At 38.3% G+C, this 15,159-nt stretch carries 12 protein-coding genes; 1 reads left to right on the top strand and 11 read right to left on the bottom strand.

The window, feature by feature from the left end; translation table 11 throughout:
• Window positions 1-4: 4 nt before the first annotated feature.
• The 9 genes from pruA to asnB form a co-directional block, all read right to left on the bottom strand.
• Complete coding sequence (gene pruA / locus U9R83_RS03380) at window positions 5-1,552, bottom strand: L-glutamate gamma-semialdehyde dehydrogenase (RefSeq protein ID WP_014461625.1); 1,548 nt, start codon at window positions 1,550-1,552, stop codon at window positions 5-7.
• A gap of 345 nt (window positions 1,553-1,897) precedes the next feature.
• Window positions 1,898-2,932 (bottom strand): LacI family DNA-binding transcriptional regulator, encoded by a 1,035-nt coding sequence (locus U9R83_RS03375; protein WP_014461626.1) that lies wholly within the window; start codon window positions 2,930-2,932, stop codon window positions 1,898-1,900.
• A 54-nt stretch (window positions 2,933-2,986) separates the two neighbouring features.
• Entirely contained in the window at window positions 2,987-4,501 is a 1,515-nt protein-coding gene (locus tag U9R83_RS03370) for an alpha-amylase family glycosyl hydrolase (RefSeq protein ID WP_140451664.1), read from the bottom strand.
• A gap of 149 nt (window positions 4,502-4,650) precedes the next feature.
• Window positions 4,651-6,051 carry an ammonium transporter gene (locus tag U9R83_RS03365; RefSeq protein WP_042992335.1) on the bottom strand — a complete coding sequence of 467 codons (1,401 nt, stop codon included), beginning with the start codon at window positions 6,049-6,051 and terminating at the stop codon, window positions 4,651-4,653.
• Window positions 6,052-6,088: 37 nt separating this feature from the next.
• A complete protein-coding gene (locus U9R83_RS03360) occupies window positions 6,089-6,430 on the bottom strand; it encodes a P-II family nitrogen regulator (protein ID WP_014461630.1) in 342 nt (113 codons plus the stop codon).
• Window positions 6,431-6,615: 185 nt separating this feature from the next.
• Complete coding sequence (locus U9R83_RS03355; protein WP_042992336.1) at window positions 6,616-7,464, bottom strand: phytoene/squalene synthase family protein; 849 nt, start codon at window positions 7,462-7,464, stop codon at window positions 6,616-6,618.
• A gap of 59 nt (window positions 7,465-7,523) precedes the next feature.
• On the bottom strand, window positions 7,524-8,981 hold the full coding sequence (locus tag U9R83_RS03350; RefSeq protein WP_115653045.1) for a phytoene desaturase family protein: 1,458 nt from the start codon (window positions 8,979-8,981) through the stop codon (window positions 7,524-7,526).
• On the bottom strand, window positions 8,978-10,510 hold the full coding sequence (locus tag U9R83_RS03345) for a phytoene desaturase family protein (RefSeq protein ID WP_116741876.1): 1,533 nt from the start codon (window positions 10,508-10,510) through the stop codon (window positions 8,978-8,980). Before U9R83_RS03345 ends, U9R83_RS03350 begins: the two co-directional genes overlap by 4 nt.
• Before the next feature lie 315 nt (window positions 10,511-10,825).
• The gene (asnB, locus tag U9R83_RS03340; RefSeq protein ID WP_014461633.1) at window positions 10,826-12,673 is read right to left on the bottom strand and encodes an asparagine synthase (glutamine-hydrolyzing); all 1,848 of its coding nucleotides are present in this window, start codon (window positions 12,671-12,673) and stop codon (window positions 10,826-10,828) included.
• A gap of 171 nt (window positions 12,674-12,844) precedes the next feature.
• On the opposite strand from asnB, the gene U9R83_RS03335 reads away from it, so the two are divergent.
• Window positions 12,845-13,405, top strand: coding sequence for a DUF2777 domain-containing protein (locus U9R83_RS03335; protein ID WP_014461634.1), 561 nt, complete (start codon window positions 12,845-12,847; stop codon window positions 13,403-13,405).
• Between the two features lie 41 nt (window positions 13,406-13,446).
• On the opposite strand, the gene U9R83_RS03330 is transcribed toward U9R83_RS03335, so the two are convergent.
• Together U9R83_RS03330 and U9R83_RS03325 are read right to left on the bottom strand one after the other, a co-directional pair.
• Window positions 13,447-13,794, bottom strand: a complete 348-nt coding sequence (locus tag U9R83_RS03330) for a DUF1516 family protein (protein WP_140451665.1) — start codon at window positions 13,792-13,794, stop codon at window positions 13,447-13,449.
• A 78-nt stretch (window positions 13,795-13,872) separates the two neighbouring features.
• Entirely contained in the window at window positions 13,873-15,045 is a 1,173-nt protein-coding gene (locus U9R83_RS03325; protein ID WP_208732742.1) for a DUF418 domain-containing protein, read from the bottom strand.
• Between the last annotated feature and the right edge of the window lie 114 nt (window positions 15,046-15,159).

Raw genomic sequence — 15,159 nt, 5'->3', positions numbered from 1 at the left:
CCAATTAGAATGTTTCAGATGTTGTTTTTGCTTGCATGTGAAGAACAAGATAATCCGGTCCGCCTGCTTTTGAATCCGTTCCTGACATATTAAATCCACCAAAAGGCTGGTAACCAACAATCGCTCCTGTACATCCTCTGTTAAAATACAGATTTCCAACATGGAACTCTTCACGAGCGCGTTCAATATGCTCGCGGTTATTTGATAATAAAGCGCCTGTTAATGCATATTCTGTATTGTTTGCAATCTCCATCATATGATCAAAATCTCGCGCTTTAGAGAATGCTACTACCGGACCAAAAATTTCTTCTTGCATGAGACGAGCTTTTTCATCTACATCCGCAAAAATAGTTGGCTGAATGAAGTATCCAGTTGAATTGTCTGCTTCTCCTCCCGCAACGAGACGCCCTTCTTCTTTTCCAATTTCAATATACGATAATACTTTATTGTACGAAGCCTCGTGAATAACAGGTCCCATATAAGTCGAAACTTCTTCCGGGTTGCCAACGGTTAATGTTTTTGTTAGCGCAACTGCTTTTTCAAGCACTTCATCATATACATCTTGATGCACAACAGCACGAGAACCTGCGGAGCATTTTTGCCCTGCAAAACCAAATGCAGAATATACGATTGAAGAAGCTGCTAAATCAAGATCTGCATCTTTGTCTACAACCACCGTGTCTTTTCCGCCCATTTCAGCAATAACTCGTTTTAGCCATTTTTGTCCCGGCTGTACTTTTGCTGCTCTTTCGTAAATGCGGCAACCTACTGCGCGCGAGCCGGTAAATGAAACAAAGCGTGTTTTTGGATGTTCAACTAAGTAGTCACCGATTTCAGGTGTAGCACCAGGAATAAAGTTTAATACGCCTTTCGGTAAACCTGCTTCTTCCATTACTTCTACAAATTTCGCTGCTACTACAGGAGTGGCATCAGCTGGCTTTAATAAAATCGTGTTGCCTGTTACGATAGCTGCTACTGCTGTTCCAGCCATGATAGCTAACGGGAAGTTAAATGGTGAAATGATAATACCTACGCCAAGCGGAATATAATTGTACTGATTATACTCACCGTCTCGACTCTGTACTGGAGAACCATCTTTTAACGTCAGGACTTGACGTGCGTAGTACTCTAAAAAATCAATTGCTTCTGCTGTATCAGCATCTGCTTCGTTCCAAGGCTTTCCTGCTTCTTTTACAAGATAACTAGAAAATTCATGCTTTCTGCGACGAATGATGGCCGCTGCACGGAAAAGAATATCTGCTCGATGTTCTACTTTCCATTTTTTCCACGTTTCAAAAGCTTTTAAAGCTGACTGCATCGCTTGCTCTGCTAGATCTTTATTTACTGTAGATACATATCCAATCACTTCTTTTATATTCGCTGGGTTAACAGACGTAATTTTCTCTTCGGTTTCCACTTTTTCACCGTCGATCACAAGCGGGTACGTTTTGCCAAGCTGTGTATTTACATATGTTAATGCTTCTTGAAATGCCTTTTTATTGTTTTCGTCCTTAAAATTTGTAAATGGTTCATGAGAATAAGAAACTACCATGATATATACCTCCTAGTATGCAAATCTTTGTTTACTTTATAGTTATGCAAATAGCGTGCCAACTTTTAATAAAACTTTACAGCCTATTTGTCATCAAGGTTTTCGCCACTTATATGATTCTTTCTTTTTGATAAAAAAAAAAATAATTGGCATGTGTATATTTTTTTTGCGCTTTAAATGCCAATTTATTTGGCATAAAAACATATTGAGACATACCTAAATCAATCTAATCTAAAAACGAAAAAATCCGAACGAGTTTGATTCTCCATCAAGAATCAAACTCGTTCGGATCTTCCTTCAACTACAATACTTTTGTCTCAACCTCTTTTCTATTTGTATATAAAGTTATCTTTTCGTCATTTGAATGGTTTTGCAGGACTGTCTTTTAATCATTTTGTGAGGAACGCGCACTTGTTCTGCAACAGCATATGGCGTTTCAATCTGCTTAATTAAGCAGCGTACAGCCTGATAACCAAGTTCAAAAATATTAATATCAATAGATGTGAGAGCTGGTCTAGCCATTTCGGCGATTAAGACATTGTTAAAACTGACAATTGAAATGTCTTCAGGCACTGAAATCCCCAATTCATCTAATGTATTTAAGACACCTAATGCCATTAGATCATCTGCTACTACTAGAGCCGTTGGACGTTCTTTTAGAGATAAAAGTTCGCAAACAGCTTCTTTTCCTCCCTTTTGTAGAAATTCTTCATGAATCACATACTCGTCCCGGTAAGGAATGTTGGCTTTTTGAATCGCTTTATCATAGCCTGTTAAACGGTCAATGGTAACGACTAATTCAAGACTTCCACCAATAAACGCAATACGCTCATGACCAGATTCAATTAAATATTCCGTCGCTTCTTTTCCAGCTTTAAAATTATCATTATCAACAAACGTGATGCTTTCACTATGTTTAAACGGCTTTCCAATAACTACAAACGGTACGCTCTGCTCTTGCAAATAAGAAAGCACCTGATCATCAACTTTGGAGTACAACAAAATTAATCCATCCACTCTTCTCCCTTGCACCATTTGAACAACTTCTGCAAAAATCTCTTCTTCCGTTTCCCCAGTGGACATATAAATCGCTCTTTTGTTTTCATGAGCTCCAGTGCTGATTCCTCTTAGCACTTCAGGAAAGAATGGATTTTGAAACACCTTATCCGCTGAGCTCGGCATCACTAGGCCGACTGCCTCTGTCGTTTGATTTGCTAGACTTCGTGCAATAATATTTGGGTGATAACCAAGTTCTTTCATAGCCGATCGCACGCGCTGTTTTGTTTTTTCACTAATTCTTGAGCTGTCTGCAATGACGCGAGATACTGTCGAAGGGGCTACATTTGCTAAAATTGCCACATCTTTTATTGTTACACCCATAATTCCACCTCTTAATTATGTTTTCTTCAATACTTATCCAATATAATTTGACAACTACGACGCGCTGTCCTTTTTACGAGATTGAAAAATTTTCTTTTCTTGTCTTCTTTTTGACGATGCTTTGTACAAAAAGATGCCAAATCCCGTATAAACAGCGGCAACCGCTGCGATATATCCAATATTAAGCCCTGACTTTTTCACTACTTTATATATATTTGTGGTCTCAGGCTCCAATGAAATGTTGTATACATCGTCAACTGGCCGTATAATTCCTTCCGTTATTAACCCTCTTAGTTCATTTCCTTTTCCAACTTTTTCAAGCGGGACATTAATGGCCGATGTTTCCTTTGTATTATTAATCACAACAAACGTCGTTTCATCCTCATATTTTCTCTTATATACAGCCACACCTTCTTGTTCAGAAACAAGGGTAAAGCTTCCATTTCGAAGGGAGGGTGACTTTGCTCTAAGTTCAGCCAGTTTTTTCAAATGATCTATAATATCAGGATTAGCTAAAAAATTCATCATGCCATAATTTTCTGCTCCCTTTCCCCCATTCAGCGCAATTTCTGTTCCATAAAAAACGATTGGTACACTCGGCGAAGTATAAAGGTAGGAAAGCCCTTGCTTTGTTCGGGCTCCAGGGTGATTTTCACTCTTTAATGCTTTTGCTGTAAAACGTGTGCTATGAACATCATCTAAAAAGTTGGCTAAAGGCTGATTACTTCCTTTTCCCCACTTGTCATACAACATTTTCTGCGGATGATTAGTACCGCTAAACGTAGCGGCAGTGGCTTCGGCTAGCGTTCTATCTACAAGCAAATCCATTCCTAACGAATCAGTCTGCTCATTTTTTTTAAATCGTTGCCCGTTTATTTCTCCTATTAATAGAAAAGAAGGATCCATGCTTTTTAGCGTCTGAGAAAATGATGAAATAAATGCAGAAGGAGCTTGATCGATATCTTTAACGTAATATCCGTCAATATCTGCTTGTTTTCTCCACCAAGCAGCATTTTTAATAAGGTATTTCTGCACAGCGCTTTCTTTTAGATTAAGATGAGGCAATGCTTTAATTACTTCGTTATCTGTACCGGATTCATTACTTATCCATGTTTGTTTTCCTTCATCTGCTAACCAGGTATGATCGTTGCTGATTGTCAAAGGAAATTCGACCATAATTTTTATATTGCGCTCATGTGCTTTCTTCACAAGATTTTGTAAGTCTTTTAACGTTCCAAAATGATCGTCTATTTTATAATGGTTGGTCACCGCATATCCATGATAGCCTGTCTCGTCATTTTCCATAAAAGGAGTCAATAAAACAGCGGTAAATCCCATCTCTTGAATATAGTCTAACTTTTGTGCTACTCCCTGTAAATCGCCTCCATAATAGGCATCTGAGCGTTCATAGTTAACATTTCGATCATTTTGTTCACTTCCGTTATAAAAACGGTTAATCATCAATGAGTATATCACCTCATCACGTATATCTTTATGATCTTGCGCTGAGGCGCTGCTTCCAAAAAGCAATAATAGTATAAGTAGCATACTTGTCCTTTTCCATTTCATCTATTCCCCTCCTATAGACGAACTGTTTCAAACTCACTTTTGTTTCCATTATAACGTTAACGCTTACATTATTGTTAAATAAGTTGATAAAAACAAAAAAAGTGATTAAAAGTTTTTACTTTTAATCACTTTTTTCCATCTATATACTGCTATACCGTCTCATTTACGTTCGATATATGAGGTTTGTCCGATACTTTACCAACTTTATTTAATCGATCAATCAATCCAACACCAAATTCAGGATGAAGATTACCGTCTCCTGTCGCTACAAAACTTTCACGAAATTCGTAGGCGGATGAACCGTGTTCAGCAAAATCTAAACCAGCAATTTCTTCTTCGCTTGATACTCGAATAGAAGAAAAACGCGTGAGAACAAATAAGAATAACCCAACCGTTCCAATTGTCCAGCCCATCACAGCTATAATTCCAAGAGCTTGAATACCTAATAGCTGTATGCCGCCGCCATAAAATAAACCATTAGTCGTATCAAACAGCCCCACTGCTAACGTCCCCCAAATACCGCAAATTCCATGAACAGTAATAGCGCCAACTGGATCGTCTAACTTCATTTTGCTATCGATAAGATGCACAGCTTCTACTAGAATAATTCCTGCAATTAGCCCAATGACGATCGCACCTGGAATCGATACGTTTGCTGTTCCAGCTGTAATCCCTACAAGTCCAGCTAAGGCACCGTTTAATGTTAAGCTAGCGTCAATACGTTTGTAGCGAAACTTTGTATATAAAGCAGAAGACAGGACTCCACATGACCCAGACATTAATGTAGTTGCGATGATTCCTGGTACAAGGGCAGGATCCGCTGCTAATGTACTTCCTCCATTAAATCCAAACCAGCCAAACCAGAGGATAAATACACCTAATGCGCCAAGTGGAATGTTATGTCCTTGAATAGCATTGACTTTTCCATCGCTTCCATACTTTCCAAGGCGTGCTCCTAGAAAAGCAACTGCTACAGCCGCACCAAGAGCTCCAGTCAAATGAACAACTGTCGACCCTGCAAAATCTACGAAGCCTAGTTTAGACAACCATCCTCCTCCCCATACCCAGTGGCCTACAACTGGATAAATAACAGCTACCATCGCAATTGTGAGCAGCATATAGCTGGATAATTTCATACGTTCCGCTACCGCTCCTGAAATAATCGTAGCGCACGTTGCTGCGAAAACAATTTGGAAGACAAAAAAGCTCATTTGATCGCTTTCTCCATTTAAAAAGAAACCGCTTGAACCGATAAATCCGCCTTTAGAACTTCCGAACATAAGAGCAAAACCAATTACAAAATACAAGACGGAGGATACAGCTACCGTTAGCATATTTTTCATTAAGATATTAAGCGAATTTTTCGAACGAGTGAAGCCTGTTTCAACCATTGCAAACCCTGCGTGCATTAAAAACACCAATACTGCCCCAAACATTACCCACATCATATCAATTGATGCGCTGACTGATTCAACAGTTGGATCAGCGGCATTAACGCGTGTTGCTGCCAACAAACTAATAAACAAAACCGCACTAATTTTCTTTTTCAACGCTTAACTCCCCCTCTATTAAAATAACACTCTCTTTTTATAAAATTGCTTCTATACCTGCTTCTCCTGTTCTAATTCGTACAGCATCCTCTACCGGATATACAAAAACCTTTCCGTCGCCTATTTGATTCGTAGAACAAATTGATTGAATGATCTTAATGACTTCATCAACTTGTTCTGTTTCTAAAATCATTTCTACTTTGACTTTAGGTACTAGTTTTATTTCAAAACTTTGTCCTCTGAACAGTCCCTGCTCTCCTTTTTGCTGACCGCAGCCTGCCACTTCTGAGACCGTTAATCCGTTTATTCCTACTTCCTCTAATTTTACGCGCAGTGCTTGAAATTTTTCTGGACGAATGATAGCTTCTACTTTTTTCATCGTAATCCCTCTTTCATGTTAGTTTTATTCACATTTAATGTTATATATATTATCATATAGTTAATTTTCTGAATATTCAAGTTAATATATCGTAAAAATGAGACTTTTTTCTTATTTACATAATAGTTAACGCTTTCATATCTTTTCAAAAAAAAGTAACGCAAAGGAAAAGTAATTCCTTTGCGTTACCCCGTAGAAATAGATGTCATAATTTTCTTTTTCACTTGACTTGTGACAAAGTGCTTTTCTGTAAATACGTCATAATTTTCTTTTCGAATTTTATCAAGAATCGCTCGGTATAGATGCGCCGCTCCTGTAAGAGGTAAACGAGAAGCCACGGGATATTTATGAATCGACTGAAGCCCTTTTATATAATACATTTCCGCTTCTTTGGCCATGTGCTCCCACATTTCTATAAATTCAGAAGTGACCCACCGGTTCTCTAATAGCGTGCGCGTATATCCGTAAGAATTCATAAGGTCTTTCGGTAAATAAATGCGCCCTCGCTCTAGGTCTTCTCCCACGTCTCTTAAAATGTTGGTCAGCTGCATCGCAATGCCTAATGCAACTGCTTCTTCTTCTAATTCTTTATGAGTAGTTGGAGCTAAAATCGGTAACAGCATTAACCCTACCGTACTCGCTACGTGATAGGAGTATGTTTTCACTTCATCAAGCGTATCGTATTCTTTTTTTACTAAATCCATTCGCTGGCCGGTAATCATATCATCAAACGCTTGAACATTCATCTCATATTGTTCAAATACATTTCGCAGAGCTACCCACATGGGGCTTTCGTTTAATAATTCTCCATTTTTAAACCGGGCAAATTCTGATTCGAATTGCTGCAGCTCTATTTCAGGGTTGCTTCCTTCATCTACAATATCATCAACTTGACGGCAAAATGCATATACCGCCCATACTGCCTTTCTTTGTTTTGACGGCAGCATGGAAAAAGCTTTATAAAACGTTTTTGAGTTTTCTTTAATAATTTCTTCACACTGATTGTACGCTTTGTCTAACGAAATGTTCATCATATAGGACCCCTTTCTCTATTAAAGGATAAACCATCATTTCCTTATGGCTTCACAAGATCTTAAGAGAGCTTTGCAACCGTTTGAATAGACGATTGTTCAATAAGATGATCAGCCAACATTTTTGCTCCTTGCATAACAATTGGCACGCCTCCGCCTGGATGAATAGATGCTCCGACCGCAAAAACATTTTTGTATTCGTACGGCTGATACTGGGGTCTGAATACGCCTGATTGAAACAGCTCAGGAGCAATACCAAAGCTTCCGCCTTCGTAAAGTCCAAATGCTTGCGCATCATTTGGCGTGCGTACTTGTACCCACTCTATTTCTTTACGAAGGTCTTCAAACCCTTTTTCTTCCAAGGTGCAAATAACTCTATCAACAAATTCTTGCTGATTGCTCCAGTCAATATGTCCACCTGATGGAACCGGTACAAGTGCATACAGTACACTTTTTCCTTCAGGAGCTAACGACGGATCAATAACAGAGGGATTAAATGTATAAATAGCTGGATCTTCAGGAATCGTTTTATGCTTAAACACCGCTTCCATATGTTTAGCCAAATCATTGCCCATGAAGTATTGATGTACATTGTGATGATCATATCTTCTCTTCAAACCAAGGTAAAGCAGCAGACAGCTGGACGAAGGTACATATTTTTTTTCTTTTTTTTGAGCAATTTTCGCCATGTTAGGAAAGTCTCCATTTAAAATAACTTGATCAAATGGGTAAAGTTTTTCGTCAACAATAACCCCTTCTGTCTTGTCTCCTGATATAGAAAGTTCCTGAACCGCCTTATTCAAATGAATGTTTACACCCTGCTCCATTAGCGCCTTTTCAAGAAGTGGCACAAGACTTGCGTATCCACCTTTTACATAATAGATGCCGTGAGCGTGCTCACTGTAAGGAACAAGGGAATAAATAGCTGGTGCCGAATAAGGATTCCCTCCAATATAGAGAGATTGCAGAGAATAAGCATCTACTAGACGCTCGTCATCGAAATACGTTGAAACAAATTTTCTCATTGATTTATTTGCATTCATTTTTTTTAATGTCTTAATGTTTTGCCATGTCCAAAAATCTCGTTTATTTACAAATGTTTTTTCCAAAAATGCCTTGCTTCCTAATTCAAATCGTTTTTTTAACTCCTCCATAAAGCGCCGGTAGTTTTGCTCTTCACCTGGAAATAAACGGCTAATCTCCTCTAACTGATCTTTTTCAGTCGCTTTTTTGGTATAGGTCGTTCCATCTGGAAAGTGAATATCGTAAAGTGGATCACAGCGTATTAGTTCATATTGAGAAGCAGAAATGCCCGCTTCATCTAAAATACGTTTAAGCATTAAAGGCAATAAGACAATTGTTGGGCCTTCATCAATTTTATAACCGTCTTTTTCTACAAACGCCAGCCGGCCGCCCAGCTTGTTTTCTTTTTCGAAAATATCAACAGAAAAACCTCGTTTACTTAATAACAAAGCGGTGATTAAACCGCCTATGCCGCCTCCAACAATTGCTGTTCTCATAATGCACTCTCCATTTCCTTCATGTTTTTAAACGGCTCATTCAGTAATTGTCCGTCTCTTTTTAAGATGAGCTTTGTCGTAATGCGAGATGATTCCAGAATAGTTGGTAGACCGCTCCCTGGATGAGTTCCTCCTCCAACTAGCCAGCAGTTTTCTAATTCTTCAAATTTATTATGCGGACGCAGCACCATCATTTGAGTGAGCTGATGTCCAAGGTTAAATGTCGCTCCTTTATAAACCAGCACGTCTTCTTCCCACTGCTTAGGTGAAATGATTTTTTCAACTTCAATATGACTCTCTAAATCTTTGAAACCCGTTTTCTTTTCTACAATTTTTAATACTGCATCTCGAAAAGCTTTTTGTTTTTCATCCCAGTTTACACCGCTGAAATTATTCGGAACCGGCGCTAAAATATAAAGAGCGGACTTTCCTTCCGGCGCTAAAGTTGGGTCTGTTACAACTGGGTTTTGGATGTAGATGGAAGGGTCTTCTGAAAGAGCTAACGTTTTTGTGATCTCTTCTACATTTTTCTTATAGTCTTCAGCAAACACAATCGTGTGATGAGGCAGGTCTTTGTACTGTTTGTCTATGCCTAGATAAATCATAAAAGTAGAACAAGAGTATTTTTTCTTCTCTAGCTTTTTAACTGCATATTTTTTAAGCGTACCTTCATCTAGTAAATTCGTCATCGCATGGGCAAAATCTCCATTGATAATGACGTCATCTGCCCCTATTCGCTCTCCATTTTCTAGAATAATTCCTTTTACTCTCTTATTTTCAACCCAGAGTTTCTGAACACCTTGGTTTAAGTGGATGTGCCCTTGATGTTCTTCCACTACTTTTGCCATTGCTTGAGATAGCTGATTTACTCCTCCTATTGGATGGAAGATACCGTAAGCATGTTCCATAAAAGATAAAATAGAAAAGGCTCCTGGACATTCCCAAGGGGACATTCCCAAGTACTTTGATTGAAAGGTAAAAGCTAATTTCAATTTCTCATCAGTGAAATATTTGCCAAGTACATCATAGAGCGTTTTACCTAAGGATAAATGCGGAAGTGCTCGAATTGCTTCGGGCTTTAAATAGTGATGAAAACGATCCATCTGGCCCTGCAATAAAGGCAACAAAGCCGCCATCTTTGCTTCGGTGTCTTTCATGAAACGCTCATACCCTTCTCCGTTTCCTGGGTATAAACGTTCAATTTCTTCTTTCATCTTTTTATGGTTATCCGTCATCTGAATCTTTGCATCATCAAAGATAAGCTCATACATGAGATTTAGACGTTTTAAGTCCATGTAATCATGCGCATTGCGATTAGCAGCTTGAAATAATTCTTCAAAAATCTGTGGCATGCTCAAAAATGTAGGGCCCATATCAAATGTATAACCTGACATTTTAATCGCTGAATTTCGCCCGCCCACGTATCCTTGCTTTTCATATACATCTACTTTATAGCCATGACTTGCTAACAGCATCGCTGCCGCTAGTCCTCCTGGACCTGCTCCAATCACGATTACGTTTTTTTGCATACATACACTCCTAATCCTATACAATAGTTATACAAACATTATACAAACCTTTATTATTAAACACAACGATAAACTGCTTGTCTTTATCCAAATCATAAAATTACCAGTAACTACACCATTGAAATATGACGTTTGTACCATTTTTCCGGGGTTTCAATACACTTTCCCTTTATTCGGTGCTTTCAAGCGTTTATTTTATATCTATGTAAAGTTATACAAAAATAGACTGCAGTCTCCTTCTCTACTTAAACGTACAAAAAAGAGAAATAGATGACTAATGTCATAAAAAAAACCCTCTGTACTGAGAGGGTTCTGTCATTCAACAACCTGAATATTATTGTGAGTAAACCAGACGTGAATTTGAGCTAGATGAGCTAGCAGCTGAGGCCCTGTCATTAATTGACCAAACCACGGTGCTTTAAACCCTTCTCCGCCTGTATCAATAATATGCTTTAACTGCTGCTTATCAAAAAATTCATGAAGAGGTGACTGTTTATCTTGTAAAAGGGATTGAAGCCATACAGTTACAGCCTTTGTATAAGCAGGATTATGCGTTTTAGGGTACGGGCTTTTCTTGCGATAAAGAACGTCATGAGGCAAAATCCCTTCAAGGGCTTTACGTAAAATGCCTTTCTCTTTATTGCCCGTCATTTTCATCTCCCACGGAATGTTCCATGCATATTCCACAAGACGATGATCTGCAAAAGGTACGCGTACTTCTAAGCTCGCTCCCATGCTCATGCGATCTTTACGATCTAATAAAGTTGTCATAAACCAAACCTGATTTAAATAAAACAGCTTTCTCCGCTGCGCATCTTCTAACGATTCACCTTCTAATTCAGGCACTTCCTTTAATGTTTCTTCATATCTTGCACGCACATAATCTTCTAACTGTAATTTCTTTCTCCATGAACTTTGCAGCAAATCAATTCGAGCATCTAATGAACGCATCCACGGAAAGGTATCCGAAGACAAATCGTGTTTTCGGTGAAACCACGGATATCCTCCAAAAATTTCATCTGCACATTCTCCTGATAAGCTCACGACAAAGTCCTTTTTGATTTCACGGCAAAACCAAAGCAGCGATGAATCTACATCAGCCATTCCAGGAAGGTCTCTCACCTCTACAGCCTCTGTTAAATGCTGCACAAGGTCCTCCGTTGAAATAATGCAGCGGTGATGATTTGTTTGAAACGTATCCGACATGAGCTTGATATAAGTTCCATCAGAATTGGGCTGAAACTCATTTGCTTTAAAAAATTTATCATTGTCTTCATAATCGATAGAATACGTATGAAGAGAGCCCTTGCCGCTTTCTTTGAACGCATTTGCAGCGATTGCTGTAATGGCGCTTGAGTCTACTCCACCGGATAAAAATGTACAAACCGGAACATCGGAAACTAGCTGTCTTACAATAGCGTCTTGCACTAAAAATTTAACTTTTTCTGTCGTTTCACCTAGATCATCTGTATGCTGCTCACTTTTTACGTTCCAGTATCGCCAAATCTTCAACCCGTTACGCGTAAGCGTGAGCGCGTGAGCCGGACGCAATTCATTTATTTCTTTAAATACGCCGTGGCCGGGAGAACGAGAAGGTCCTAAGCCAAATACTTCTGCTAATCCATCTAATCCTACTTCCGCTTTCACTTCAGGATGAGCTAATATCGCCTTTAATTCTGATGCAAATTGAATTCCGCCTTCATAAGATCGATAGAATAGAGGCTTCACTCCCATTCTGTCACGTGCTATAAATAACTTTTCATTGGCTTCATCCCAGATTGAAAACGCAAAGATACCGTTAAAATGATCTACGCACGCTTCTTTCCATTCTATATAAGATGTTAGAAGTACTTCCGTATCGGAATGCCCTTGAAATTGATAGCCCCTTTTTATTAATTCTTTCCGAATATCTTCTGTGTTGTAAAGCTCCCCATTATAGCAAAGCGTGTAGAGCTGTTCGTTTTTTTCTCTCGTCATCGGCTGTCTTCCGCCTTGAGGATCTACTACGACTAAGCGTTTGTGTCCAAAGGCAACATGCTGCTGTGTCCATACGTTGGTGTCATCAGGACCTCTTTTCGATAAAGTATCAGCCATTTTTGTTATTGTTGCTGTTTCATTTAAAAGCGATCGCTTTAAGTCGACCCAACCCGTTATACCACACATCGTTTATCATCCTTTCTTTCACGCTCTTGTTTATGAATGAAATAATGCCATTGTATGCACGCAATAGGTACAGTTGAATTGTCCTTATATTTTATTTTCACTTTCGAGTTATAAAGACAGCTTTTTTAGGCAATAAAAAAATATGGATAAATTTCACACGGAGGTTTGATTATGAATCATTATTCTAAACAACAAGCTATGAACAATCAGCCGCGTTCCTTCGTGATTGGTACGGTTGAATGTGTTGATTCACAGTGGATTTTCTTTGAAGATGAAAGTGACGAAGCTTCCATGCTCCATGAAGTAATGGATGATACATTAGAACTTCTTATTGATACACGCTGGGAAAAAGCCATTATGGTTGATGACCGTCAAATAAAGCTTCACGATGGAACGTATTTATTGCGAAATGGGGATAAGCTAAGACTGACCAAAAAGCTACCTTATGCATACGAACAGCTGCTTCAATCACTGCCGAAAGAGACCTTTTTATCATTTACTCATCACTTAAACTCATTAAAATTCTCTCTTTATGATTGTATTTACTGTCACAACACATTATGTTTTTTACCGACAGACGGTGATACAAAAGGTGCTAATTTTATCATTTATGACAATGAGGAAAAAATTTGTGCGGTTCAGCATTTATTCGAACGAGGCACGCATCATCTAGACCGGTTTGAATATACGGTTAACGATGGAGAACGTTCAATGAATCTTTTTTTAGATTAAAGCAAAATAAAAAAGCTATCTTGTTTAAGATAGCTTTTTTATTATCCTAGTACAACATATCCGTAATAGAATACTAAGATAAGCGCAATTGCAAGAACTGCCCAAGCAACGCCTGTACGCTTGCTTTTTTCAGTACGAACAAGTACCATTTCCATTCCAACAAGCACTAACACTCCGGCAATTCCTTTAATAAGAGCTGCGCCTTGAAAATGATACCAAGCTGCTAACATATGCAGACCTGACACTAATACTAATAAGTATAAAAGTCTCGCTACCATATGTAAGATCTTTTGACCTTTAGCTTTACCTGCTCGATGTAAAATCAACGAAACCACAAACGAGATAATCAATAATGTCCAAAGCGTTACATGAATATGTAGTGGAGCCATTTATCTCACGTCCTTTCTGAAAATATCATATCATGAAAACCTTTCCTTCACCAATAATAAAAGGAAGGAAAAGGATTTTTAGCGACTTCGTCCATAAGTAGCATACCGAATGAGTTTTTCAAGGGGCCCATCTGAAAATAGGCTAATCCATATCCAGCTTCCCAGCAGTTGAATAGAAAGGATAATCGCCGCAATAGACAAACCTTCTACAATTGAAATATGCCCATAGTATCCCAATCCATATGAGTAAAAAAGAAATGTACATACAATAGACTGGACAATATAATTAGTTAAAATCATTCTTCCCAAAAAAGCAAATGGCTGCATGACTTTTTGAATAGATACGCTTCGCATAGCTAATGTAACCAACGTTACAATAAAAATTGCTCCTGCCGTTCCTCCGATTGTATCGTGAATATAGGATGTGGCTACATTGTGATCTAAAGTATAAGGCAATACAGATGATGCTCCGTATACGATGAATGAAATAAGACAAATCCACTTTGTCTCAACTATATATTCTTCTATTTCTTTAAACCATTCGCTTTTTGCTATAAAGCCGCCTAATAAAAACAGCGGAAATAGTGATAAAAACATAAAAGGAACCGTATTTAAATTATAAGCGTAGTACCAATCAAGCAGGCGCTGATGAAAGATTGATGCAAAACTTCCGTGTCCATATACTTGAAGAGCTTTATCAATAATTGGCTGGTAAATTCCTGCTGCTGTCTCTCCTTCATTAGCAAAAGCAGCTACTGTTAAAATAACAGTCATAATTACAGCGTAAATACTAAATATTCCAGTTCCCCACGCTAATAACACTTCTTTCTTTGCTTCTTGAAAAAACAGCATAATCAAAGCAAAAAAGCTGTATATCACAATCATATCACCATGCCAAATAAATAAAGCATGAATGGCTCCAACGATAAGCAAAGCCGCCATTCTTCGTACATAAAAAGGAGTAAAACTTATTTGTCTTTCATATGTACGCTCGAACATTTTCATAAAACCAAACCCAAACAAAATAGCAAGCAGCGCGTATCCTGTCTGCCCTACAACTACATCAACTAATCCGTTAGCAACATAATTCATTCTTGAACCGTCTAACAAATTATTGTCGTAATACGAAGCAGGCGAATAAAAATTCGGCATGTTTATGAGCAAAATACCGATAAGGGCAATTCCTTTTAATACATCCGCCGCTTCAATACGCTGTTCTTTATCAGCTGCATTCATTTTAAAACGTTTCATTCTTTCACACCTTACATGATTTCATTATTGCCTTCACATTATATCGAACGCAAAAGTTTTTCTTCAATGTTTACTATTTCCATTCCTCTTTTTAATGTTTTACTTCTCCTCTGC

The sequence above is a fragment of the Priestia sp. LL-8 genome, from assembly GCF_036227845.1.
GTDB lineage: Bacteria > Bacillota > Bacilli > Bacillales > Bacillaceae_H > Priestia > Priestia zanthoxyli.
The sequence above is the reverse complement of the archived record's forward strand: the minus strand, read 5'-3'. Positions and strand labels throughout refer to the sequence as shown.